Raw genomic sequence first — 22,098 nt, 5'->3', positions numbered from 1 at the left:
GGCAGATTCCGTCACGTTTTGTCATCTTTATCGCATCGCACATGCCTTGCAGTTGTTTTGCGGCGACGGCAAAGCGTGCATTTAAAGGAATTAAAGTATGGGAATCATGCAGGATTTATTTTGCGCAAAGCCATTTTGTAGAACAACGTGTTGATAATATTTGGCAATATCAATGCTGTAGTCTTGGGCTTTTACTATGTTTCTAATAGTCAGGAGATTTCCCCGATCATCTAGCCCCATATCAGCAAGATTGATAACAACCTCCGGCACGGACTGCAAATCAGAATCAAGCAAAACCATAACCTTAAACCGAAGTTTAACAATATCATTGACCTCAAACATTATAGCTATGATGCCATTAGCCATTTTTACAACACAACCAGAGTTGTGCAATACGGCGTATAAACTCTTGCAGGAGCTCTGTACCGCCTGAGACAACTTTACCGTGTCCTTTATGGGTTACCCCGTATCAGTTGTGATTATCCATTCTGCGTAAGAATTTGAACATACCCCAAACTCTTACGTTTTTTGACTTTACCACCCCGCTTTATCCATACTGAGAGACCAGTTTTAATTCTTACCCCCTGAACAAGCTGCACCCAACAATTCTGGAGATTAGCATTGCCAAGTATCAACGATGACAACATGATTATGAAAGGTGTGGTTTATCAACATGGGATCAGTTTGGGCGACATCAGCATCGAGCACATCAAACAAGATATCAACCAGCCCAATCATTTTATCTGGCTGGGCTTACGCGAGCCGGACACTCAATTGCTATCTAAAATGCAAGACGTATTTGGCTTGCACGAATTGGCTGTGGAGGATGCTCGCTCAGCACATCAGCGTCCTAAAATAGAGGAGTATGGCGATTCATTGTTCATTGTCTTACATACCGCTGTCTTGGGTAACAATGAAATCGAATTCGGCGAAACGCATATTTTTGTCGGTAATAATTTTCTGCTGACTGTCCGTCACGGAGCCTCACTCAGCCTCAACCGAGTGCGTGCCCGTTGCGAAGCTTTACCGCATCAATTAGCTAAAGGCCCAGGATTTGCTCTCTATGCCATCATGGACTACATCGTAGATAACTATATGCCGGTATTGGATGGCCTGCAGGCACGTTTTGATGCGCTGGAATCAGCCATTTTCACCCATCATCCCAGCCTACAAACCATGGAGGGTTTATACGAATTAAAGCGAGAATTAATTCAAATGCAGGGCGTAATCATGCCGGTAATTGATATTTGCAATGTGTTGATGCATGCACATGAAATCAATATACCCAAAGATATTCGCTTATATTTTCGTGATATTGCTGATCATATCTCCCGCATCGACCGAGCCATCGACGGCATGCGGGAAATGCTGATCGCCGCCATGCAAGTCCATCTAACATTTGAAACTGTCAGACAAAATGAAGTAGTCAAACGCCTGGCCGGCTGGGGTGCTATTTTGGCCATTCCAACCATGATATTCAGCTGGTACGGTATGAATTTCAGACACATGCCGGAGTTGGCATGGGAATACAGTTATCCGCTAGTCATCGTTGGCGTACTGGTCGGCAGCCTATTACTTTATTGGCGCTTGAAGCGGGCGAAGTGGTTGTAAGCTTATGAAATTGCGCCGTTCCCGCATTTACAGGAACGGCGCGCTTGAATTGTCAGCGCTTAGTCAAGTCGTGGTCTAAGCCAGTAATTTACTTGCAGCTGCTGAAGATGCATTACTAACGGCGTTTTGCGCCTGTTCTGGATTATTCTGCAACCCTGTTACCAGCTGATCGACCAGTTTTTGCGCTTCTTGGCGATTCGGGATTTGTGTTTGATTCGTTGTACCTTGAACACTGGACGTACTCGCCAACTTTAGTGATTGACTCGATAAGGTCACACTGTCTTTAGCGACACTATTGTCTTGATCACCATCTCTATCCGTCGCAGGAATGGGTTGCTGCCCAGCCAGACTACCCACTCCGGCCGATTTAGATTGGGTCGAAGTCAGTTGAGTGTTCAAACTGTTTTTTGTATAGCTTGCATTGATGTCCATCATAGACTCCTCATCGTTGTTATTCCTAGCATTTAGCACTGCTATCTGTGGGATCCTACCCCAATAAAGAATTATTGTTGGTTCATATTCACAAAAATGCCATGTAGCACTCAAAAATATCGCCGTGTATTTCAAACTACTGACGTTAAAGTTTAATTTTTTCTGTGTTCAGAGCTGATAAAATTTGCAGCGAGAGATAAGTAAATCTAAAAACTCAAAGCTAAAACCATCCATAACAAATATTTTTTATGACGACAAAACCTAATTCAGACCTCATCACCTTCGAAAATCCTAAACCCGAGCGTGATTTTACCATTCGTATCGATATTCCGGAATTCACCTGCTTGTGCCCAATGACAGGCCAGCCTGACTTTGCCAAGCTGATTATCGAATATGTACCCGCCAAGCTATGTGTCGAATTAAAGGGGCTAAAACTCTATATGTGGACATTCCGTGAACGCGGTGCGTTTCATGAAGCGGTTACCAACGAGATTCTGGATCACATCGTTGCGGCGATTGCCCCTAATTTCATGCGACTAAGAGCCGAATTTAATGTGCGTGGCGGCATTTACACCACAGTGATAGCCGAACACCGCAATCCTGTCTGGCAAGTGCCGGAATTGGTCAACCTACCTTAATTCAAGCGTGAGCGGCAGAACCTTCTATAACAGCGACATTGCCGTTGCCCTGCAATACGACGGCAAAAATGCACCTAAAGTCACCGCCAAAGGCGAAGGCTTTACCGCTCAGCAAATTCTGGCAATCGCAGAAAAGCACGGCGTTCCGCTGCAAAACGAACCCGAATTGGCGCGCATTCTGGCGCAAGTACCACTCGGCGATGAAATTCCGCAACAATTATATATAGCCGTCGCTGAAGTAATCGCTTTTGCCTACTTTATCAGCGGAAAAACACCCGACAACGAATCATGACTTTAAAAACCCTATTAACCGTTTTACCTCAATACGTTTTACCGCATCATTTCTTATCTGGATTGATGGCTAAGCTTACGCATTGCGAGCACACGCTATTTAAGAATCAATTCATTAGGCTGATTATCCGACTGTATGGTGTAAACATCAGCGAAGCCAAATTTCAGTCGCTGGATCACTACCCTAGCTTTAATCATTTCTTTACCCGCGAATTAAAGGAAGGTGCCAGACCGATTGCAGCTGACGCCAATGCCATTGCCTGCCCGGCCGATGGCGCTGTTAGCCAGGCAGGAGCCATCAAAGATGGCAGAATTTTTCAAGCCAAAGGCCACGACTACACAGCACTGGAATTATTGGGTGGTGATGCTGATCGTGCCAAAGCTTTTGAAAACGGCTCATTTACCACCATTTATTTATCGCCGAAAGATTATCACCGCCTACACATGCCCTTGGCCGGCACCCTAAAAGAAATGGTACATATTCCCGGCCGCCTGTTCAGCGTCAACAACGCTACGGTTAATGCCGTACCCAATTTGTTCGCCCGCAATGAGCGAGTAGCCTGTATCTTTGACACAGAAGCTGGCCCAATGGCCCTTGTTTTAGTCGGTGCAATTTTTGTCTCCAGCGTAGAAACCGTCTGGCATGGCGTGGTAACCCCCCCCACCATCAGCGAACCCCGTTTTTGGCAGTATCAAGACAACGCGCCAAAACTGGCAAAAGGCGAGGAAATGGGCCGTTTCAACATGGGGTCGACCATCATCGTACTGTTCGGCAAAGATAAAATCGCCTGGGACGAGACACTGGCAGCCGGCAAGCCCGTTAAACTGGGTGAGCAAATAGGTCATAGTTTTTTATGACAACCTGAAAACAACCCAGAAATGTGATAACCGACACGAGTGTGGCATAATGCCGAACTTTCTGGTCAGATGCCAGATATCAATTACAATACGACAATTATAATTTTAAGAGGATAACAATGAGCTTTTTTATATCTGATGCCATGGCCCAAGCCGCACCAGCAGCCAGTCAACCCGGTTTTGAAGGTATGCTGTTTCCTTTAGGTATTTTAGTGTTTTTTTATTTTCTGTTCATTCGCCCGCAATCCAAACGCAACAAAGAACAAAAACAAATGTTGGCTGCATTGAATAAAGGCTCGGAAGTGGTTACCACCGGTGGTATTTTGGGCAAAGTCGCAGAACTGGATGACAATTTCGTCAAACTGGAAGTCGCCGACAACTATTTTATCCAAGTACAGCGCCATGCCATTGCCAACATGATGCCCAAAGGCACTTATAAAACCTTGAACAAAAAATCTTCGGTTTAAGTTTTATTTCCACATACTCATCAATCCCCGATCTTTGGTAGCGGCACAGCTGTCCCTGCTTTTAACGGAATAACTATGCAAAATCATTTCCCACTTTGGAAAAACATTCTGGTCCTGACCGTTCTGGTTTTCGCCATTCTTTATTCCCTACCAAATCTTTTTGGTAACGATCCTGCGGTACAGCTTGCTTCCAGCAACGCAACACCGTTGCAGCAAAACCAGGCTGATGAAGTGGCTAGCAGCCTTAAAGATGCTGGCTTTGAATTAAAGTCATTTGAATTCAAAGACGGTAAAGTTCTGGCGCGCTTCCAAAATACCGACGAGCAAATGAAAGCTGCCGACATGCTTAGAAACAAAATGTCCGGCCAAGCTACCGTAGCCCTTAATCTAGCACCCGCAACCCCTGATTGGCTCAGAGCGCTCGGCGCGGAACCCATGTACCTTGGCCTGGATTTACGTGGTGGGGTTCATTTTCTGCTGGAAGTCGATATGGACACCGCTTTGAAACAAGCTGATGAGCGATATATCAACGATATCCGTAGCGCCTTTAGAGATGCTAAAGTCCGCTATCAATCGGTCAGCAAAGAATCCGATGGTATAAAAGTTGTTCTAACTGATGAAGAAAACCGGGTAATCGCTGCCCAAGTGCTGGACAAAGATTTTCATAATCTGGATTTGACTGAAAACGGCCCGAATGAATTTTTATTGACAATGCCGGAACGTGAAATCATTGCCATTAAAAAAGCCGCACTGGATCAAAACATCACCACATTGCGTAATCGAGTCAATGAACTGGGTGTAGCTGAGCCTATCATCCAACAACAAGGTAGCAGCCGCATCGTGGTGCAATTACCCGGCGTACAGGACACAGCACGCGCCAAAGAATTACTGGGCACAACCGCCACACTGGAATACCGCTCAGTCGATGTCGAACACGACGTCAAAACCGCCGTCGAAGGCCATGTTCCCGTCGGCAGTCGCTTGTACAAGGATAAAAACGGCGCGCCAGTTTTGCTGAAACGCTCCGTGATTGTGACCGGCGACCAGATTACCGATGCCTCTTCCGGCCTGGATCAAGATGGTCAAGCTGCCGTTTTCATCACATTGGACGGTATCGGTGCGAAAAAAATGGGTAAATTTACCCAAGATAATATTGGCAAACCGATGGCAGTTGTATTCATCGAATATAAATCGGATACTCAAATCGTCGACGGCAAAAAAGTTCAACATAAGGAAAAAATTGAAAAAGTCATCAGTGTCGCCACTATTCGCGATTCATTCAGCAAACGCTTCCAAACCACCGGCCTAGACAGTCCACAAGAAGCCCGCACCCTGGCCTTATTGTTAAGAGCAGGTGCGCTAGCCGCTCCGGTTGAAATCGTCGAAGAACGCACGGTCGGCCCTAGCCTGGGACAAGAAAACATCGACCAAGGCATGACCTCAATTAACATCGGCTTCCTACTGGTGGTGGTGTTTATGCTGATTTACTACCGCGCATTTGGCTTGATCGCCAACTTTGCCTTGATTTTCAATGTGGTACTGTTGACCGCCATTCTGTCGTTATTGCAAGCCACGCTAACGCTTCCAGGTATGGCCGGTATCGTCCTGACCATGGGCATGGCGGTGGATGCCAACGTACTGATCAACGAACGTATCCGTGAAGAACTACGCAATGGCAATAGCCCGCAAGCCAGTATTTACGTGGGTTACGAAAAAGCCTTTGCTACTATTTTAGATTCTAATGTCACCACCTTGTTAGTGGCTCTGTTGCTATTCGGTTTCGGCACAGGCCCTGTAAAAGGGTTTGCGGTCGTGTTGTCTTTAGGCATTTTGACCTCGATGTTCACGGCCATTACCGGCACCCGCATGCTGGTCAACTGGATTTACGGTGGCGACCATCGCTTGGAAAAGATTTCAATCTAGACCCCATATAATTAACAGTTTTTTATCATTAACCTTACCCTTGGAGTTTAAAAATGGCAATTGAACGTACTTTCTCTATCATTAAGCCCGATGCAGTCGCTAAAAATGTGATTGGAGAAATTGTCAGCCGCTTTGAAAAAAATGGTTTGCGCGTGGTCGCATCAAAAATGATGCAATTAAGCAAAGAACAAGCCGAAGGCTTCTACGCAGAACATAAAGAACGCCCTTTCTTCAATGACCTAGTTAAGTTCATGACTTCTGGCCCTATCGTTGCTCAAGTATTGGAAGGCGAGAACGCTGTCATGAAAAACCGCGACCTGATGGGTGCTACCAATCCTAAAGAAGCCGCAGCCGGCACCATCCGCGCAGACTTCGCTGTCAGCATCGACGAAAATGCTGTGCACGGTTCCGATGCAGCTGAATCCGCTGCAAAAGAAATCGCTTACTTCTTCTCTGCCGATGAACTCTGCGACCGCATCCGTTAAGCCGGCGCTGATTAATCTGCTGGATTTCGACAGAAAAGGCCTACAAGCCTTTTTTGTCGGTCTTGGCGAAAAACCCTTTCGCGCCACTCAATTGCTGAAATGGATTTATCAGGAAGGCGTCGTCGAATTTGACGAAATGACCAACCTGAGCAAATCGTTGCGCAGTTATTTGAAAGAAAACTGCCAGATCCAAACCCCGGAAATCGTAACCGAACAATTGGCCTCGGATGGCACCTGCAAATGGGTCATGCAAACCCATTGCGGCAACCGGATAGAAACGGTTTTCATCCCAGAAGAACGTCGCGCCACCTTGTGTATTTCGTCTCAAGTAGGCTGCGCCCTGGCATGCAGCTTTTGCTCGACTGCCCAACAAGGCTTTAATCGCAACTTGTCCACAGCCGAAGTTATCGGCCAGCTTTATCTGGCGCAGCAACGGGTTGGTCCCGAGCGCCGCATAACCAATGTGGTCATGATGGGCATGGGCGAACCTTTACTGAATTTTGATAACGTCGTCGCAGCCATGAACTTGATGATGGACGATTTCGCTTATGGTTTATCCAAACGCAGGGTCACCATCAGCACCTCTGGCGTAGTGCCGGCCATGAACCGTCTGAATGAAGTCTGTGACGTCAGCATGGCAGTATCTCTGCACGCACCCAATGACGCACTGCGCGACCAATTGGTCCCCATCAACATCAAATATCCATTGGCTGAGTTAATGGAAGCCTGCCGCGCTTACGCCAAAGACGGTCCGCGCAAACACATCACATTTGAATATGTGATGCTGGATGGCATCAATGACAGCCTAAATGATGCCAGAACCTTGGCAAAACTGCTAAAGAACGTACCATCCAAGGTTAACCTGATTCCGTTTAATCCGTTCCCGCAGTCATCGTATCGCTGCTCTGAAAGCAACGTCATTTTGAAATTCCGTGATGTGCTACATAACGCCGGCATAGTCACTACCATACGCAAAACCCGTGGCGAAGATATTGATGCCGCCTGCGGACAATTAGTTGGAAAAGTGCAAGACAAGAGCCGTAGACACCTAAAATTGCAAAATGCGAAGGCTGCCTCTAATGTCGTTTAAGCCGACACTGCGATACGTTGTTTTCATCGCCGTTTGCGCAACTACTTGTGCATGCGGCCTGATGCCAGCCAACAGCATGAGCAACAGCGAAGAAGCCAAGCTGAATTTACAAATGGGTGTGCGATATCTGGACATGGGCATGCTGGAGGTAGCGCAAGAAAAACTGGACACCGCCTATAACCTTGAACCCAGAAACCCAGAAATTTTGAATGCCTTGGGTGTGTTTTACGAACGCATCAAGGAATACGAGAAAGCAGAAGAGTTTTATCAATCAGCCATTAATAAAGACAATACCAGCTACTACATCAAAAACAACTACGGTCGTTTTTTATGCGAACGCGGCCAATATGAAAAAGGCATGTTGTTGATGCAAGAATCGCTCGACGACCCCATGAACAATCGGACATGGCTGGAACTGAGTAATATAGGTATTTGTTACATACAACAAAATGATGCCGTGCAAGGCGAGGAATATTTTCGACGCGCCTTGCAAATCAATCCGGCATACGCCCCCGCACTGCTGGAAATGCTGAAAATTAGTTATAACAAGCAACAATATATGTCGGCACGGGCATTTTTGGAACGCTATCAAGCGGCGGCTAAGCATACTCCGGAATCTCTCTGGCTTGGTTTTCAAACCGAACGGGCTTTGGGTAACCGCTCAGCTGCTGAAAATTATAAAGAACAATTAATGACCGCTTTTCCGACTTCCAAACAGGCACAAGAAGCCAAAACCGCGATCAGTAAATAAATCCAGTAACAAAAAATACACATGGCAAAACAACAACAGGCTATTCAGGCCATCCGCGGAATGCACGACGTTCTGCCCGAACAATCCCCCTATTGGCAATGGCTGGAACACCATACCAGACAAGTCTTGGCCGCATACGGCTACCAGGAAATCCGTTTGCCTATCGTGGAGAAAACCGAGCTATTCAAACGCTCTATCGGTGAAGTTACCGATATCGTCGAAAAAGAAATGTACACGTTTGAAGATAGAAACGGTGATTCCCTCACCTTGCGCCCGGAGGGTACTGCCGGCTGTTTACGTGCTTGTCTGGAACACGGTTTACTGCATAATCAAAGCCATCGCTTATGGTATTACGGCCCCATGTTTCGCCACGAACGCCCACAAAAAGGCCGTTATCGGCAGTTTTATCAACTGGGCGTCGAAACCTATGGCATGCCAGGTCCAGACATTGATGCAGAAGTCATCTTGTTAACCGACCGATTATGGAAACAACTCGGTATTCGTGACAAAGTCGAACTGCAATTAAACTCCCTAGGCACCACCGATGAACGTAGCGCTTATCGCGATACTTTGGTCGAATACTTTAAACATCATATCGACGTTCTGGATGAAGATAGTTTACGCCGCCTGGAAACCAATCCTTTGCGTATTCTGGACAGCAAAAATCCCAGCATGCAATTGATGTTACGCGAAGCTCCAGTATTATTAGAGCATCTGGGCGAAGACAGCCTGCAACACTTCAACAGCTTGAAAATCATGTTGGATGATTTGGGCGTCAGTTATCAACTGAACACTCGCTTGGTACGCGGCTTGGATTATTACGGCAAGACCGTTTTCGAATGGGTGACTGACGAACTGGGCGCTCAGGGCACAATATGTGCTGGCGGTCGTTATGATGGTCTAATTGAACAACTGGGCGGCAAACCCAACCATGCCATAGGCTTTGCCATGGGCATGGAGCGTATATTAGCTTTAGTTGAACAACTGGAAAACGTTGTCGTAGAACCTAATGTAGATATCTATATAATTCGTGTCGGTGCGGAAGCCGAAAAAGCCGGCCTGCTTTTGAGCGAACAACTGCGTGATGCAATTGCCGGCCTGAAACTTCAACTCAATTGTGGTGGCGGCAGCTTTAAAAGCCAATTTAAAAAAGCAGACAAGTCCGGCGCTGCTTTTGCGATTATCATTGGTGATGATGAAGCCCAACGCGGTGAAGTGGCTTTAAAATCGTTACGCATTGAACAGGAACAAACCAACCTGAAGCACAGCGCATTGCTGGATTACCTTAAGCAATGGCATGCTAACAAACCTCTTTTACATAAAAACTAACCGAGAAATACCGTGGCAATTTACGATACTGAAGAAGAACAAGTCGAACAGCTAAAAAAATGGTGGGAAGCCAACAACACCTCGTTGATTGCCGGCGTAATAACAGCCATTGTGCTGGTGAGTGGCTGGAATGTATGGCAAAACCATCAACTGGAACAACGTAACCAAGCATCGCAACTTTATCAACAACTGTTGGATAGTTCGGCAAAAAACGATTACGCTACGATTGATAAACTGGCTGATCAGTTGTCAGTTGAATACAATTCATTGGCTTATGCGCATTTTGCTGCGCTCGCAAAAGCTAAAAGCAAAGTGGAACAAGGCGACATAGAAGCTGCAAAAGCTATTTTGCAGCAACAAGTGCACAATGCCGGCAGTCAGGAGTTGCAAAATGTTGCCCGCCTACGTTTAATTCAATTGTTACTAGCCAATGCTGAATATGAACAAGGCCTGAAACTGATTGCCGAAGTTGACCCATCCAAAATTGAAGGCTTTGCTGCTAGTTATGACGAGCTGGAAGGTGACATATATGTCGCTATGGATAGGTTGGATGAAGCGCGCAATGCTTATCAAAATGCCATCAAAACCAATCAGGCTACTCCGCTGACACAGTTCAAACTGGACGACATCACAGCGCCTGCGTTTAATCCTGCAGCTACTAAACAATAGCAGCCGATTACCCCATGACCACCGAGCCTAAAATAATTCGCAGCTTAATCCCTTTGCTGATCTGTTTGTCCTTACTGACCGGATGCGCTGGTCTGGATGCCGGCCGCGACATGATCTCGGGATTGTCAGACGCAATCTTTGGTGAAGATGACAGCTCCGATCCGCCGGCTGTGCTGACTGAATATCAAGCTGAAGTGCAGATCGAAGAAGTATGGAAAGCATCCGTAGGTAACGGCGCTGACAAGCAATACCTGAAATTGATTCCAACCGTACAAGGCGACAGAATCTATGCAGCCGACCGATATGGCACCTTACAGGCACGCAATACCACTGACGGTGATCTGGTCTGGGAAACTGACAACGAATACGCTTTTTCATCCGGACCAAGCTTGGCACGTGGAGCACTCATTATCGGCTGCACGTCTGGCGAAGTCATTGCCTATGACATCGCGAACGGCGAACAAAAATGGCTGACTACCGTACCTAGCGAAGTACAGGCAGTTCCCGTAATTGCTGATGGCATCGTGATTGTGCGTACCACCGATGGCAAAGTCATTGCGTTGCGCGAAGATGATGGCACTCAGGTTTGGATAGCCGAGAACAGTGTACCGGCCTTGAGTATCCGTGGTGCCGGCGCACCATTGGTCATCGAAAGCACCGTTATCATCGGCTCTGCCAATGGCAAGTTGCAGGCCTTACAACTGAAGGATGGAAAAAGCCTGTGGGAATCCACTATCGCCATCCCCAGCGGCCGCTCTGAAGTGGAGCGACTAGTCGATCTGGATGTGGACCCAGTAGAAAATCGTGGTGCAATATATGTCTCCAGTTTTCAAGGCGGCACCTCATCAGTATCTGAAATTGACGGCGATGTCATCTGGCGAAACGAAGACATTTCATCGTATACCGGCATCAGCGCCGACTTTCGCTACCTATACATCAGCGACACCCACAGCGAAGTGTCGCAACTGGATCAACGCAACGGCGCCTCGTTGTGGAAACAAAAAGATTTGCACAACCGTCAACTTACGGCTGCCGTGGTTTACGGCAATTACGTTGTCGTCGGCGACTTTGAAGGTTATGTGCATTGGCTATCTATCAGCGACGGCAGGCAGCTCGGTCGCATCCAAATCGCAGATTCGCCGATTGAAGCCAAACCGCTCATCATCGACGGCACTGTATACATTTACGCCAAAGACGGCACTCTAGCCGCCCTGAGAGCACGATAATCCATGTTACCCGTTATCGCCCTGGTAGGCCGACCCAATGTCGGCAAATCCACCCTATTCAATTATTTAACCCGCAGCCGCGAAGCCTTGGTTGCTGACTATCCCGGCCTGACCCGCGACCGGCAATACGGCCGCGTCCAACGAGGCGAACGCGATTGCCTGGTGGTCGATACTGGCGGCATAACAGACGACCAAGAAGGCATCGACGTCTTCGCCAAGAAGCAAGTCGAAATTGCCCTGCAGGAAGCCGATGTGGTCTTTTTCATGGTCGACGCCCGCGACGGCATTAACGCCTCTGACGAAGCCATTGCCGATATGTTGCGCAAACTCGGCAAACCGATAGTGCTAGTGGTGAACAAAGTCGATGGCATCGATAGCAATACGGTGACTCACGATTTCTTCAGTCTGGCGCTGGGCGAACCAGTGCCAATTGCAGCTTCCCACGGCCGTAATGTGCACGAATTACTTGATCGTATCGACGATCTGATACCGCCTGTTGATGACGAATTTGAAGAACAAGACCCAGGCATCGCCATCGCTATCGTCGGCCGTCCCAATGTGGGGAAATCTACGCTGGTCAACCGCCTGCTAGGTGAAGAACGGGTAGTGGTATTTGATGAAGCCGGCACTACTCGCGACAGTATTTATATCCCGTTCGAACGCAACGGCCAAAAATTCACCCTGATCGATACTGCCGGCATGCGCCGCCGCTCCCGTGTATCCTTGACGGTAGAAAAATTCAGCATCATCAAATCCCTGCAATCGATCGAAAAAGCGCATGTGGTGATTTATCTGATCGATGCCCAGGAAGGCGTCACCGATCAGGATGCGCATATTTTAGGCCTGGTTTTAGAAGCCGGTCGGGCATTGATTATCGGTTTAAACAAATGGGACGGACTGAATGCAGAACACCGTGCCTTTGTAAAAAAACAGATCGAAATGAAGCTGACATTTTTGGAATTTGCTGAAAAACATCCCATTTCAGCACTGCACGGTAGTGGTGTTGGTAAATTGTTTGACGTGGTACATAGTTTATACGATGCGGCGATGACCGATATGTCAACACCCGTGTTGACCCGCATATTGAGCGACGCCCTTGCCGCTCATCAACCACCGTTAGTCGGTGGTCGCCGTATCAAACTGAAATATGCTCATCAAGGTGGGCGCAATCCACCCGTGGTTGTGATTCACGGCGTGCAAACCGATTCCTTGCCTGTCGCATACAAACGTTACTTGATGAACTATTTTCGCGATCAGTTAAAACTGAAAGGCACGCCGGTCAGGTTAATATTTAAATCGCCGGAAAACCCATTCCATGGCCTAAAAAACAAACTTAGCGATCGACAGATTAAGAAGCGTAAACGCTTGATCAATTTCACTAAACGTAAGTAATTAAGGCGAAAGGCGAAAGGCGAAAGGCGAAAGGCGAAAAAATTTTAGCGGCTTGCCTGGAAATTTGTCCAACCATTCGCCTTGTGCCTTGTGCCTTGTGCCTTGTGCCTTGTGCCTTGTGCCTTGTGCCTTGTGCCTTAAAAATCATCTTCACTCAGGAGCATCACTATGGCAACCATTACCTTTCAAGGCAAACCTATCAACACTATCGGCGACCTACCGGCAGTCGGCAGTAGCGCTCCCGACTTCAAACTGACCAACCGCAAAATGCAGGATGTCGGTTTAAGTGCATTTGCCGGTAAACGTAAAGTGATGAATATCGTGCCTAGTTTGGACACACCTACCTGCGCTACCTCCACCCGAAAGTTCAACGAAAAAGCCGCCCACCTGCATAATACCGAGGTGCTGACCATCTCCGCCGACCTGCCCTTCGCTCAAGCCCGCTTTTGCGAAATCGAAGGCATCAAACACATCACGGCTCTGTCAACTTTCCGCTCCGGCTTTGCGCATGACTATGGGGTTGAACTTTTAGATAGCATTCTGGCGGGATTGACGGCGCGCGCCATCATCATCATTGATGAGAATGACAAGGTCATTTATAACCAATTAGTCAGCGAAATCGCCGATGAGCCGGATTATGCCAGCGCGCTAGCTGCTTTAGCGGCTGTTGATTAAGCCTTTTTTTGGGAACGCTGGGGTTCGATTCAAACTGAGGCGTAAATCCTTTTGAGGATTGAGACTTTGCTAAAAAACCGCGAAGCAGAAAAATGCCGAAGGCATGCTTTTAATCCCCTTATGCCGTCCCGAGCATCGAAGTTTTTGTCGAGAGTAGCCCGCAAGGGGCGCGGCAGGGATATGCCGCGCGTTTTTCGAGGGGCAAGGAAGCCCCTTCGGAAAACCCTCGACAAAAGCGAGAAGCGCAGGATCAAGGCGGCATCGGGGCGGCCTTTTCTTTGGTTTCTTTCTTTTGGCCGAGCAAAAGAAAGAAACTCGGCTGTCGGGCCGAGACCCGACTTTAAATTGGCTTCGCGAAGCGTTACCTTAATACGCCTCAGTTTAAATTGCACCCGAAACGCTGCAGTTACCTGACTAATACCGAATCTTGCCTGCTAACTGATTCCAGATCTGAAAAGGTGAACCGGCTTCAGGCAGATTCAAATACTGCATAGCAATCCTGCGTTGGGCTGGCTGTTTGGGAATTTCATCGTAAATAAAACTATCGTCGAAACCTGCAGCAGCGGCATCGAAGCGGTTGCAGGCAAAATAGACCCCTTTAAGACGCGCCCAATAGATCGCCCCCAAACACATCGGACACGGCTCGCAGCTGGTATAAAGCGTACAGTCGGTTAATTGGAAATCAGTCAAATACTGACAAGCTAGCCGTATCGCCATGATCTCAGCATGGGCTGTAGGGTCGAGATTGGGGGTAACTCGGTTGCCGCTACTGGCAATGACGATTTGATCTTTCACCACCAGCGCGCCAAAAGGACCGCCTCCATTAACAACATTTTCACAAGCCAAATCAATTGCTTGTTGTAAAAATTCCCTGTGCATTTATAAACCTAGCGGGTTATCAGGATCGATGCCATCCATAAATGGCAGACGTCTATCTTCGTTGGTAATTTGATAAACCTTGCCCAGCCAATTGTTGAACACAGCTTTGGCGGAATCACGCCAAGTGATATCCAAATGTTCTAGGATTTGCGCTTCGGGTAGCTGTTGAATCGGCTCGCCGGCGCGTTTGGCTGCCTTAACATGCTCGGCGTAGGTCGATAGTATATTTTGCACGGCCACATCGAAATAATGCTCAGGATAAGGCGGATAATCGTCACGCTCACCGTTATAAAACCGCATCACCTCGCGTTTATATTCTTTTAACAAACTAATGTCATCGTATTCCGGATGACCCTGGAAAAATATGACACGGAACCCATCCGGGCTGACCGCCAAATGCACACCAGCTTCTTCGCTAGCCACCAGAATTTTCAAGCCGTGTTTTTCCATATCGGCTTTGAATACCTCGTTATATCTGGAATGAGGCACATCAAAGCGCGTATTGACCTCGGCGACCAACGGATGCTGCCTATCGACAACCCGATGCGAAAACACTCCCCAACGTTTGGCAGGCAAACGCGTCCTTTCGACGCCGTAACAGCTTTGGATCAAGGCATGGGTGGCCAAACAGGAACACAGTATAGAGGTGACATTTTGTTTGGCCCAAGCAAACACTTCAGTCAGCGGTTGCCAGAAAGCTTCGTCCTGTAAATGATCATGTGTGACATTCGCGCCGCTGATGATTAGCGCATCCAGACCATCCAGTTTGATTTTCTCGAAGCTTTCGTAATAAGTATGAATATGCTCCAAAGCAGCCGGACTTCGCTGTAAACCTTCTATGGTAAACGGATGCACATGAAACTGTGCGATTTGATTACAGGCACCTACCAGACGGAAAAACTGCCGTTCTGTTGCTTCCAGCGCGGCATCCGGCATGATATTCAGTAAACCAACATGTAACTCGCGTATTGATTGACGACTGGCACGATCGGGGGTGAGAATTTCTTCGCCTTCATCCTGCAGCCGCCAAAATGTCGGCAAATTGGTATGTGCAACTAAGGGCATGACAAAAAACCGCTCACATTCTGTCTTGCTGCGCAATAGCTTGCGCAATCAGCTGCATAAAATCGTCTTCATTACGTACTTTGGCAACTTGATCGCCATCGACGGTGTAACCGTATTGCTGAGCGATGGCTTCGTAACGCGGTACCCGCGCCTTAAATAACTCAGGAAACACCCAGCCGACAAAGTCATCCGGATCAATCTGATCGGTGGAGTTGAAGCCGCGCTCCTGCATGAAAATATCTAATTTTTCATCGATAAATTCAGGACGATAATACAGTGGCTTAGGCTCTTTTTTAGCCCGCTCGATTATGGTTTTTTCCAGTGCTGGTGGAATTTTGATATAGACAATCAAGCTGTGCTTAGCCAGTGTTTCAATGACCTCAGGGCAATCCAACTCACATACACTGCCACCGGCATCGTTTATAAAATGAGTGTAGCCATAAATATCTTCAGCTTTATGAATAAACTCCGGCACATCATTCATCGCTGCAATTTCGGCTTGATGATGTAGCGCTTGCCTACGTTTAAATTCAGCCAGTGAAAGTCCACCCTTGGCAGGATTGCCAATTTTGCCTAAAAAACTGGAGACCGGCGATAAGTTTTCGACCGAAATATTGCTACAAATATAAATTGAGTCCGATCTTAAAAGATCACGTAAAAACGGCACGCCCATCGCCTGTTGCTTGATATTGTCCAGTATCGGCTCTTCCAGATATTTGGTGCCAATACGGTAATCACCAGAATAATGAAACCATTTAGCTTGCGGCAGTTTACTGGAAAGCGTGGTTTTGCCGGCACCCGACATGGCGAGCAGTGTAATACTTTTGGATTCCCAATCCAGAAACTGCTGCGGGGTCATTCTCATAAAAAATACTCAATCCAATAAATTGTTTATGTCCAAATCTTCCTGATCCGATCGTGCGTGGCGGTCCGGATCGGTATAGCCCAGATCGTCCGGTTCTATATCGTCGAACGGCGCACTCCAGTCTTCAGGGTCTTCAATATAGTCAAATGTCGATGCATACCAAGCATCGTTATCGTATTCACCTAAATCACCATTGGCGTATTGCACATCGATGGTTTCGTCCTTGCTATCAATTGCAACGACTTTAAAAGTGAGATTATTTTCATAGTCTTTATACCAACGGCCTATGGCCGGATCTGTGATCGTTGCCATCATCGCATCCTCGCTGTTGTTGATGTTGGAACAATGATAACCGAGTTTTTCATGCCGGTGTAAACAGCTAGTCAATTTTGCAAAGCAATTTGCTTTAGAATACCGCCACACTCCAATCTACCGATAAAAACCATGAGCGAAGCACGCATAATCGAACTGGAAATTAGGCTAGCCTATCAAGAAGACTTGATACAGGCGCTGAATCAAGCCGTTGCCGAACAACAAATACAAATCGGCAAACTGGAAAAAACCTGCAAACTACTGCATGACAAGATTAAAAATATGGCGCAATCAGACCGTAATCCGGACATTATCGATGAGAGACCACCGCATTATTGATAAAAGGAAATCACCCGGCAGAAACCCAAGATTGAAATAATATCGGATAGCCAAAACAATTAAACCTAATCGCTAGTTATCAAACATTAACCTGGTAACAAGGTGCAGTTACGGCCTTTGGTCCGCAGCTTTTTACAGAATGAACGGGCCTGACTTTTTTCCAGCCTGATCCATTCTGTACGCCAAACTGATCGACCTTTGAGTTTGATTTTAACAACCTGCGGCTGGCCACTGTTTGCACTCGCACCCAAGATAGAACTCGCACGTTTTAAATCGCTGTCGGCATCGGCTTTCCGACTGTGATCACCTAACAATACTGCCCAGTTAGAACTTGATGCCCTACTGGCTACGGTTTTAGTTTTGGCTTTACCAGCGCGTGTAGACGATGACTTGCTGGATTTTCCTGGCTTGATATGAATAGCTTCTTGATCATGTGATCCGATATCCGCGCCCATTTGTTCCGCGCTACCCGCACAACGATTAGAGGATAATTGAAACGGTGGCGGCTCAAAATTAGCATCGCTGATTTGGCTAACCGGCATACCCAAAGCACCGGCATGTGATTTTTCAAACCCCAAGTCCAGCAAATTAGCCATTTGTTTAAAGCGCTCGGCACTGCTATGCGCACCTAGTAACACACCGATCAAACGATGACCATCTCGTTTAGCCGAGGCAATCAGGTTATAGCCTGATCCACAGGTAAAGCCGGTTTTCAGGCCATCGGCATCGGGATAAGTTTTTAAAATACGATTGGTATTCGGTAAAACTCGACCCTTGTAGGCAAACTCCCTGGCCGAAAAATAGCCGTAATACTGTGGAAAATTACGAATCAACGCCGCCGATAGTAAAGCCAGATCGCGCGCACTACTAATCTGTCCCTCATCCGGCAAGCCGCTGGCATTTTGAAACGAGCTATTATACATCCCCATGCTATGGGCTTGTTGCGTCATCATGGAGGCAAAATTGCGCTCGCTACCACCCAATGTTTCCGCTAGAACGACCGCCGCATCGTTAGCTGAACGCGTCGTTACTGCCAAAATGGCCTGTTCGACGTTAATAGCCTGACCTTTGCGCAAACCCAACTTGGAACTAGGCTGGCGAGAAGCATGCTCGGACACAATCAGTGTATCGTTCAGGTGTAAATTACCGGCCTGCAAAGCAGAAAATGTCATATAGATGGTCATGACCTTGGTTAACGAAGCCGGATACCACCGATGAGTGGCCTCCACCTCATGTACTACACGACCGCTATCGGCATCGATTACGATCGCTGCATAACGCGCTGAGGCAGGGAAACTAAGAAACAGAAAACAAGCGATTGTTAAAAGTGTGAGTTTTGTCTTTGCGGCAACGTTCAATGGTTTTATTCTCTGCAGATAGTTGATCTAAGCGATTGATACGGTCATTTAATCAGAATTATCAATTTCAAAAAAGACCCATTTCACCCTACCATGCATTTTTTTGATTTGTACTTCCATAGAATTGATGGCTATAACAGCGTCTGAGACCTTTAAATCCGGGCGTAATTCGGCTTTGATGACTAGCATGACTTGATCGCCATGATTAACAGCCCAAACATTCAGCACGTTAACCACTGAGGGTTGCGTAACAAGATAATCTGTTACGGCATCGCGAATCGTAAAATCCGCTTCACCCAACAGCAAAGAATGCACTTCTCTGCCTACCAAAAGCGCCACTACGACTAATAATATGCCTATCAAGATAGAACCGATGGCATCGTATACGGCATTTCCGGTCAACATTGTCAGTCCCAGCATGACAAAGGCAATCACCAACCCCAGCAAGGCAGCCAAATCTTCACCCACCACCACCATCAATTCACTGGAATGAGTTTCTGTAAACCATTGCCACAAACTGCGTCCAGCCATTTCTTTTTGTACCGCACCCATCGCGCCCTTTAAAGACAAAGCCTCCAAAACCACCGCCACCAGCAAAACCAGCAGTGCAATACCGGTATTTTCCACCACATGATGTTCACCAAACCGCAACCAACCTTCATAAATCGAAAACAAACCACCTATCGAGAACAAGGTTATCGCCACCATCATCGACCAGATGTAAGATTCGCGGCCAAAGCCCATCGGATGTTTTGCGGTTGCCTGGCGCGAGGCTCTTTTCATGCCGACAAACAGCAACACCTGATTACCACAGTCGGCAAATGAATGAATCGCTTCAGCTAACAGCGAGCCGGAACCCGTCCATACCGCGGCGGCGCTTTTACTAATGGCAATACCAAAATTGGCAGCGAACGCATAAGCAATGGCTTTAGTTGAATTATCGTGTGACATGACTTCTCAAAATTTAAGGATAATCGGAGACTATTTATAACCAAGCTAAAATAAACGCATTGGTGACCAACTTACATCATTTCCAAGCTATTGGCATTATAGTTGGCCCTGATCATTTTTTTACAACCTAAAATCCGACGAACACGCCACGGATCTTGAAATTGACATCGACACAATGTAAGCCTCATGCTTAGTCAAAATAATATTAAGCAAACATATCCCCATCATGACTATGAAACTATTTTTGATCGGCTTAGTTAGCCTTTTGAGCGCCTGCGCAACTGAGAAAAACAGTGTCGCTACGCCTTCTGTTGCCACAAAACAACCCACATCTACCAGCAAAAAAGAACTAACAAATTCGACTTGGATGCTAGAAACAAGGCTTGATGAAAACCATCAAGCTACCCAGTCGATGGCTGGATCAGCAATCCATTTAAGCTTTAATAACCAGCAACTATCAGGTTATGCCGGTTGTAATAATTATTTCGCCCAATACCAAATCAGCGACCCGCAAAACTTGAAATTGACCAGCCCAATAGGCTCAAGCCTAAAAGCCTGTAGCCCAGCGCTCAACATGCAGGAAAAAGCCTATTTAAGCCTGTTGCCACAAGTCACTTACTTTAAACTGGAAAACGACAGGCTTTTGCTGCTGGATCAAAATAAAAAAACCCTTTTAACATTTGCCGCCCAAAACTCGGCACAAGTTTTAGAAAATACCAACTGGCAAGCAAGCGGTATCAATAATAATCGTGGCGGCGTGGTATCCGATAAAAACACCCATCTGTCAACCGCCCAATTTAGCAACGGCGAAATCCAAGGCAAAGCCGCCTGCAATCAATTTTCTGCTCGTTATACACTGCAAAACCAACAAATCACATTCGGCCCTGCCCATACAACCCGAATGTTTTGCGGCGAAGCAGGTGTGATGGCACAAGAAGCTCAATTCTTATATGCATTGACTCAAATCAACCGTTATGAAGTAACCGAAAACCAGCTATATTTGCGCGATCAAACCGGCTCACTTTGGCTCAGCTTTAAAATACTAAATTCTGATTAAAGGCCTATTTATAGATAATCAACAGGTGAAACATGCCCTACTCCATAGTCAAACAAACCTCAGACCTAAACTGGATTAAAATCAGCGGCCAGCTAACCATATTAGATTTATTAGCCATACAAGTACTGGACCAGGAAAGCCCGCAACAATCCGCTCGTTTGCGGACCTTAATTGAGCTAGAAAATTTCGAAGGCTGGAGCAATGAACCGGGCTGGGAAAGCACCTCGTTCCTGCCAGACCAGGATGATAAAAATTATCGGATTGCATTTGTCGGCGACGAAAAATGGAAAGATGAAGTTTTTATGTTTATTGGCTACCCTATGCGCGACATAGACATCGCATTTTTCCCAACCACTCAACTGAGCGAGGCACAAGCCTGGTTGTCGCGTGATTAACCTTTGTTTCCATCCAAGGCATAATCCCACATTCTTTGTATTAACTTACATGATGGATAAGCAGCCAACTTGGCTTTACCCCATCATTGGCAAGAATCACAATTTAAAATATAGTGCCAACCGTGACCGGTTACGCAATCGATCATTGAATCGAACGCAAAATAGCCCGGCGATTGCATTAATCTGAGCTAGCTTAGTGACACTTTTTCAACTTTAACACCAACGAATAACCATGAAATCTATTCATTTTATCGGCATTACCCTGCTACTTATTTTACTCAGCGGCTGCGCCACATCGGTCACAGAGGATATTCAAATCGAGGCCACAGCTGATACAACCAGCCAATTCAGCGACTATAAAAGCTATACCTGGCTGGGCGACATCGCCGCCTTAAATGACCCCGAAGGTATTTGGCAGCCGCCTAAAATCAATCTGGCTGAAAATATCAAATTCCTCATCGATAGAGAGCTGCGCAAACGCGGCATCTTTAACTATGCCGAAAACGCACAACTTCAGGTAGTTTTTTTTATGGGGGTAGATATGGAAGCGATGGAGCTGAAAGTCAATCCTGATAACCAGCAAGACATACTGGAAACTGTTCCCGCCGCATCACTGGCTGTAGCCTTGATAGATGCCAAAACCGGCTACGTGATCTGGGTGGGTGAAGCCATGGGAGATATTCAACAAAATTCAACCGAAGAAAGAATTCGCAAACGCCTGGATTACGCAGTCACCGAAATTTTCAAAAAACTGCCGAAAGATTGACTCAACTACACATTAGCAGAAGTAACCCATTCTAAAAGGCAACCGGGGCATCAGAAAACCCCGGCTTGTCCATCTGGCTTTATGTTTCCGCGTATAACAGCCTTAATCAACTGACGCTGACCGCCTGAATTAAAGCCCCTTCCCAGTAACATCCACTATTTCTAAGCTACAAATCGACGCTGCTTGCTTGGCAGAAAACGAGGGTTGATTGTCGTTGTATATCCGATGAGAATTGACCATAATGTTAGCACACTCAAGCATCACTGCCATTAAG

At 46.8% G+C, this 22,098-nt stretch carries 26 protein-coding genes; 18 read left to right on the top strand and 8 right to left on the bottom strand.

The genetic code is table 11. The features are described 5' to 3' along the window. Positions 1-90: 90 nt before the first annotated feature. The gene (locus A1359_RS14560; RefSeq protein ID WP_066984484.1) at positions 91-366 is read right to left on the bottom strand and encodes a hypothetical protein; all 276 of its coding nucleotides are present in this window, start codon (positions 364-366) and stop codon (positions 91-93) included. Positions 367-645: 279 nt separating this feature from the next. Between A1359_RS14560 and corA the strand changes: the two genes are divergently transcribed. Next, the gene (gene corA, locus A1359_RS14555) at positions 646-1,611 is read left to right on the top strand and encodes a magnesium/cobalt transporter CorA (protein ID WP_066984481.1); all 966 of its coding nucleotides are present in this window, start codon (positions 646-648) and stop codon (positions 1,609-1,611) included. A 75-nt stretch (positions 1,612-1,686) separates the two neighbouring features. On the opposite strand, the gene A1359_RS14550 is transcribed toward corA, so the two are convergent. Further along, positions 1,687-2,043, bottom strand: a complete 357-nt coding sequence (locus tag A1359_RS14550) for a hypothetical protein (protein WP_066984479.1) — start codon at positions 2,041-2,043, stop codon at positions 1,687-1,689. 248 nt (positions 2,044-2,291) lie between these two features. Here A1359_RS14550 and queF point away from each other — a divergent pair, with 248 nt between their 5' ends. The 13 genes from queF to tpx all read left to right on the top strand — a co-directional run bounded on the left by queF (position 2,292) and on the right by tpx (position 13,837). Further along, complete coding sequence (queF, locus tag A1359_RS14545) at positions 2,292-2,681, top strand: preQ(1) synthase (RefSeq protein WP_066984476.1); 390 nt, start codon at positions 2,292-2,294, stop codon at positions 2,679-2,681. Positions 2,682-2,688: 7 nt separating this feature from the next. Next, positions 2,689-2,973 (top strand): EscU/YscU/HrcU family type III secretion system export apparatus switch protein, encoded by a 285-nt coding sequence (locus A1359_RS14540; protein WP_066984473.1) that lies wholly within the window; start codon positions 2,689-2,691, stop codon positions 2,971-2,973. Beyond that, positions 2,970-3,830, top strand: coding sequence for an archaetidylserine decarboxylase (gene asd, locus A1359_RS14535; protein ID WP_066984470.1), 861 nt, complete (start codon positions 2,970-2,972; stop codon positions 3,828-3,830). Before A1359_RS14540 ends, asd begins: the two co-directional genes overlap by 4 nt. Before the next feature lie 119 nt (positions 3,831-3,949). Further along, the gene (gene yajC, locus A1359_RS14530) at positions 3,950-4,297 is read left to right on the top strand and encodes a preprotein translocase subunit YajC (RefSeq protein ID WP_083960661.1); all 348 of its coding nucleotides are present in this window, start codon (positions 3,950-3,952) and stop codon (positions 4,295-4,297) included. A gap of 75 nt (positions 4,298-4,372) precedes the next feature. Next, a complete protein-coding gene (gene secD / locus A1359_RS14525; RefSeq protein ID WP_066984464.1) occupies positions 4,373-6,220 on the top strand; it encodes a protein translocase subunit SecD in 1,848 nt (615 codons plus the stop codon). Positions 6,221-6,273: 53 nt separating this feature from the next. Further along, positions 6,274-6,705 carry a nucleoside-diphosphate kinase gene (gene ndk / locus A1359_RS14520; protein ID WP_066984461.1) on the top strand — a complete coding sequence of 144 codons (432 nt, stop codon included), beginning with the start codon at positions 6,274-6,276 and terminating at the stop codon, positions 6,703-6,705. Then, positions 6,680-7,795 carry a 23S rRNA (adenine(2503)-C(2))-methyltransferase RlmN gene (rlmN, locus tag A1359_RS14515; protein WP_066984458.1) on the top strand — a complete coding sequence of 372 codons (1,116 nt, stop codon included), beginning with the start codon at positions 6,680-6,682 and terminating at the stop codon, positions 7,793-7,795. Before ndk ends, rlmN begins: the two co-directional genes overlap by 26 nt. Further along, entirely contained in the window at positions 7,767-8,546 is a 780-nt protein-coding gene (gene pilW / locus A1359_RS14510) for a type IV pilus biogenesis/stability protein PilW (RefSeq protein ID WP_332310092.1), read from the top strand. The genes rlmN and pilW overlap by 29 nt, the downstream gene beginning before the upstream one ends. A 21-nt stretch (positions 8,547-8,567) precedes the next feature. Further along, entirely contained in the window at positions 8,568-9,875 is a 1,308-nt protein-coding gene (gene hisS / locus A1359_RS14505) for a histidine--tRNA ligase (RefSeq protein ID WP_066984452.1), read from the top strand. Positions 9,876-9,887: 12 nt separating this feature from the next. Then, on the top strand, positions 9,888-10,544 hold the full coding sequence (locus A1359_RS14500; RefSeq protein WP_066984449.1) for a YfgM family protein: 657 nt from the start codon (positions 9,888-9,890) through the stop codon (positions 10,542-10,544). A gap of 14 nt (positions 10,545-10,558) precedes the next feature. Next, positions 10,559-11,770 (top strand): outer membrane protein assembly factor BamB, encoded by a 1,212-nt coding sequence (gene bamB, locus A1359_RS14495; protein ID WP_083960660.1) that lies wholly within the window; start codon positions 10,559-10,561, stop codon positions 11,768-11,770. A gap of 3 nt (positions 11,771-11,773) precedes the next feature. Beyond that, the gene (gene der / locus A1359_RS14490) at positions 11,774-13,162 is read left to right on the top strand and encodes a ribosome biogenesis GTPase Der (protein ID WP_066984446.1); all 1,389 of its coding nucleotides are present in this window, start codon (positions 11,774-11,776) and stop codon (positions 13,160-13,162) included. A gap of 168 nt (positions 13,163-13,330) precedes the next feature. Continuing rightward, the gene (gene tpx / locus A1359_RS14485) at positions 13,331-13,837 is read left to right on the top strand and encodes a thiol peroxidase (RefSeq protein ID WP_066984443.1); all 507 of its coding nucleotides are present in this window, start codon (positions 13,331-13,333) and stop codon (positions 13,835-13,837) included. A 414-nt stretch (positions 13,838-14,251) separates the two neighbouring features. On the opposite strand, the gene A1359_RS14475 is transcribed toward tpx, so the two are convergent. The 4 genes from A1359_RS14475 to A1359_RS14460 are packed head-to-tail and all read right to left on the bottom strand — an operon-like array spanning position 14,252 to position 16,958. Next, a complete protein-coding gene (locus tag A1359_RS14475; protein ID WP_066984438.1) occupies positions 14,252-14,716 on the bottom strand; it encodes a nucleoside deaminase in 465 nt (154 codons plus the stop codon). Beyond that, positions 14,717-15,781 (bottom strand): homoserine O-succinyltransferase MetA, encoded by a 1,065-nt coding sequence (metA, locus tag A1359_RS14470; protein WP_066984436.1) that lies wholly within the window; start codon positions 15,779-15,781, stop codon positions 14,717-14,719. Between the two features lie 13 nt (positions 15,782-15,794). Continuing rightward, on the bottom strand, positions 15,795-16,646 hold the full coding sequence (locus A1359_RS14465) for an ATPase (RefSeq protein WP_066984432.1): 852 nt from the start codon (positions 16,644-16,646) through the stop codon (positions 15,795-15,797). Between the two features lie 9 nt (positions 16,647-16,655). Next, positions 16,656-16,958: a DUF6763 family protein gene (locus A1359_RS14460; RefSeq protein WP_066984570.1), complete on the bottom strand. Its 303-nt coding sequence runs from the start codon at positions 16,956-16,958 to the stop codon at positions 16,656-16,658. Between the two features lie 132 nt (positions 16,959-17,090). Here A1359_RS14460 and A1359_RS14455 point away from each other — a divergent pair, with 132 nt between their 5' ends. Beyond that, positions 17,091-17,297: a SlyX family protein gene (locus A1359_RS14455; protein ID WP_066984429.1), complete on the top strand. Its 207-nt coding sequence runs from the start codon at positions 17,091-17,093 to the stop codon at positions 17,295-17,297. A gap of 86 nt (positions 17,298-17,383) precedes the next feature. Here the strand turns inward: A1359_RS14455 and A1359_RS14450 are convergent, their stop codons facing one another. Further along, positions 17,384-18,655, bottom strand: a complete 1,272-nt coding sequence (locus A1359_RS14450; protein WP_066984427.1) for a D-alanyl-D-alanine carboxypeptidase family protein — start codon at positions 18,653-18,655, stop codon at positions 17,384-17,386. Positions 18,656-18,703: 48 nt separating this feature from the next. Next, on the bottom strand, positions 18,704-19,606 hold the full coding sequence (locus A1359_RS14445) for a cation diffusion facilitator family transporter (protein ID WP_066984423.1): 903 nt from the start codon (positions 19,604-19,606) through the stop codon (positions 18,704-18,706). Positions 19,607-19,832: 226 nt separating this feature from the next. On the opposite strand from A1359_RS14445, the gene A1359_RS14440 reads away from it, so the two are divergent. The 3 genes from A1359_RS14440 to A1359_RS14430 all read left to right on the top strand — a co-directional run bounded on the left by A1359_RS14440 (position 19,833) and on the right by A1359_RS14430 (position 21,824). Beyond that, positions 19,833-20,663: an META domain-containing protein gene (locus A1359_RS14440; RefSeq protein ID WP_083960659.1), complete on the top strand. Its 831-nt coding sequence runs from the start codon at positions 19,833-19,835 to the stop codon at positions 20,661-20,663. Positions 20,664-20,695: 32 nt separating this feature from the next. Then, positions 20,696-21,058: a SpoIIAA family protein gene (locus A1359_RS14435; protein WP_066984418.1), complete on the top strand. Its 363-nt coding sequence runs from the start codon at positions 20,696-20,698 to the stop codon at positions 21,056-21,058. Between the two features lie 232 nt (positions 21,059-21,290). Continuing rightward, complete coding sequence (locus A1359_RS14430) at positions 21,291-21,824, top strand: DUF4136 domain-containing protein (protein WP_066984415.1); 534 nt, start codon at positions 21,291-21,293, stop codon at positions 21,822-21,824. The last annotated feature ends 274 nt before the right edge of the window (positions 21,825-22,098 follow it).

The sequence above is a fragment of the Methylomonas lenta genome (assembly GCF_001644015.1).
In the GTDB taxonomy this organism is placed as follows: domain Bacteria; phylum Pseudomonadota; class Gammaproteobacteria; order Methylococcales; family Methylomonadaceae; genus Methylomonas; species Methylomonas lenta.
The sequence above is the reverse complement of the archived record's forward strand: the minus strand, read 5'-3'. Positions and strand labels throughout refer to the sequence as shown.

What these genes read in the sequence shown, in the direction of transcription:
- A1359_RS14560 (WP_066984484.1), bottom strand. Translation starts at nt 366, where the DNA reads ATGGCTAATGGCATCATAGCTATAATGTTTGAGGTCAATGATATTGTT.
- corA (WP_066984481.1), top strand. Translation starts at nt 646, where the DNA reads ATGATTATGAAAGGTGTGGTTTATCAACATGGGATCAGTTTGGGCGAC.
- A1359_RS14550 (WP_066984479.1), bottom strand. Translation starts at nt 2,043, where the DNA reads ATGGACATCAATGCAAGCTATACAAAAAACAGTTTGAACACTCAACTG.
- queF (WP_066984476.1), top strand. Translation starts at nt 2,292, where the DNA reads ATGACGACAAAACCTAATTCAGACCTCATCACCTTCGAAAATCCTAAA.
- asd (WP_066984470.1), top strand. Translation starts at nt 2,970, where the DNA reads ATGACTTTAAAAACCCTATTAACCGTTTTACCTCAATACGTTTTACCG.
- yajC (WP_083960661.1), top strand. Translation starts at nt 3,950, where the DNA reads ATGAGCTTTTTTATATCTGATGCCATGGCCCAAGCCGCACCAGCAGCC.
- secD (WP_066984464.1), top strand. Translation starts at nt 4,373, where the DNA reads ATGCAAAATCATTTCCCACTTTGGAAAAACATTCTGGTCCTGACCGTT.
- ndk (WP_066984461.1), top strand. Translation starts at nt 6,274, where the DNA reads ATGGCAATTGAACGTACTTTCTCTATCATTAAGCCCGATGCAGTCGCT.
- rlmN (WP_066984458.1), top strand. Translation starts at nt 6,680, where the DNA reads ATGAACTCTGCGACCGCATCCGTTAAGCCGGCGCTGATTAATCTGCTG.
- pilW (WP_332310092.1), top strand. Translation starts at nt 7,767, where the DNA reads ATGCGAAGGCTGCCTCTAATGTCGTTTAAGCCGACACTGCGATACGTT.
- hisS (WP_066984452.1), top strand. Translation starts at nt 8,568, where the DNA reads ATGGCAAAACAACAACAGGCTATTCAGGCCATCCGCGGAATGCACGAC.
- bamB (WP_083960660.1), top strand. Translation starts at nt 10,559, where the DNA reads ATGACCACCGAGCCTAAAATAATTCGCAGCTTAATCCCTTTGCTGATC.
- der (WP_066984446.1), top strand. Translation starts at nt 11,774, where the DNA reads ATGTTACCCGTTATCGCCCTGGTAGGCCGACCCAATGTCGGCAAATCC.
- tpx (WP_066984443.1), top strand. Translation starts at nt 13,331, where the DNA reads ATGGCAACCATTACCTTTCAAGGCAAACCTATCAACACTATCGGCGAC.
- A1359_RS14475 (WP_066984438.1), bottom strand. Translation starts at nt 14,716, where the DNA reads ATGCACAGGGAATTTTTACAACAAGCAATTGATTTGGCTTGTGAAAAT.
- metA (WP_066984436.1), bottom strand. Translation starts at nt 15,781, where the DNA reads ATGCCCTTAGTTGCACATACCAATTTGCCGACATTTTGGCGGCTGCAG.
- A1359_RS14465 (WP_066984432.1), bottom strand. Translation starts at nt 16,646, where the DNA reads ATGAGAATGACCCCGCAGCAGTTTCTGGATTGGGAATCCAAAAGTATT.
- A1359_RS14460 (WP_066984570.1), bottom strand. Translation starts at nt 16,958, where the DNA reads ATGGCAACGATCACAGATCCGGCCATAGGCCGTTGGTATAAAGACTAT.
- A1359_RS14455 (WP_066984429.1), top strand. Translation starts at nt 17,091, where the DNA reads ATGAGCGAAGCACGCATAATCGAACTGGAAATTAGGCTAGCCTATCAA.
- A1359_RS14445 (WP_066984423.1), bottom strand. Translation starts at nt 19,606, where the DNA reads ATGTCACACGATAATTCAACTAAAGCCATTGCTTATGCGTTCGCTGCC.
- A1359_RS14440 (WP_083960659.1), top strand. Translation starts at nt 19,833, where the DNA reads ATGACTATGAAACTATTTTTGATCGGCTTAGTTAGCCTTTTGAGCGCC.
- A1359_RS14435 (WP_066984418.1), top strand. Translation starts at nt 20,696, where the DNA reads ATGCCCTACTCCATAGTCAAACAAACCTCAGACCTAAACTGGATTAAA.
- A1359_RS14430 (WP_066984415.1), top strand. Translation starts at nt 21,291, where the DNA reads ATGAAATCTATTCATTTTATCGGCATTACCCTGCTACTTATTTTACTC.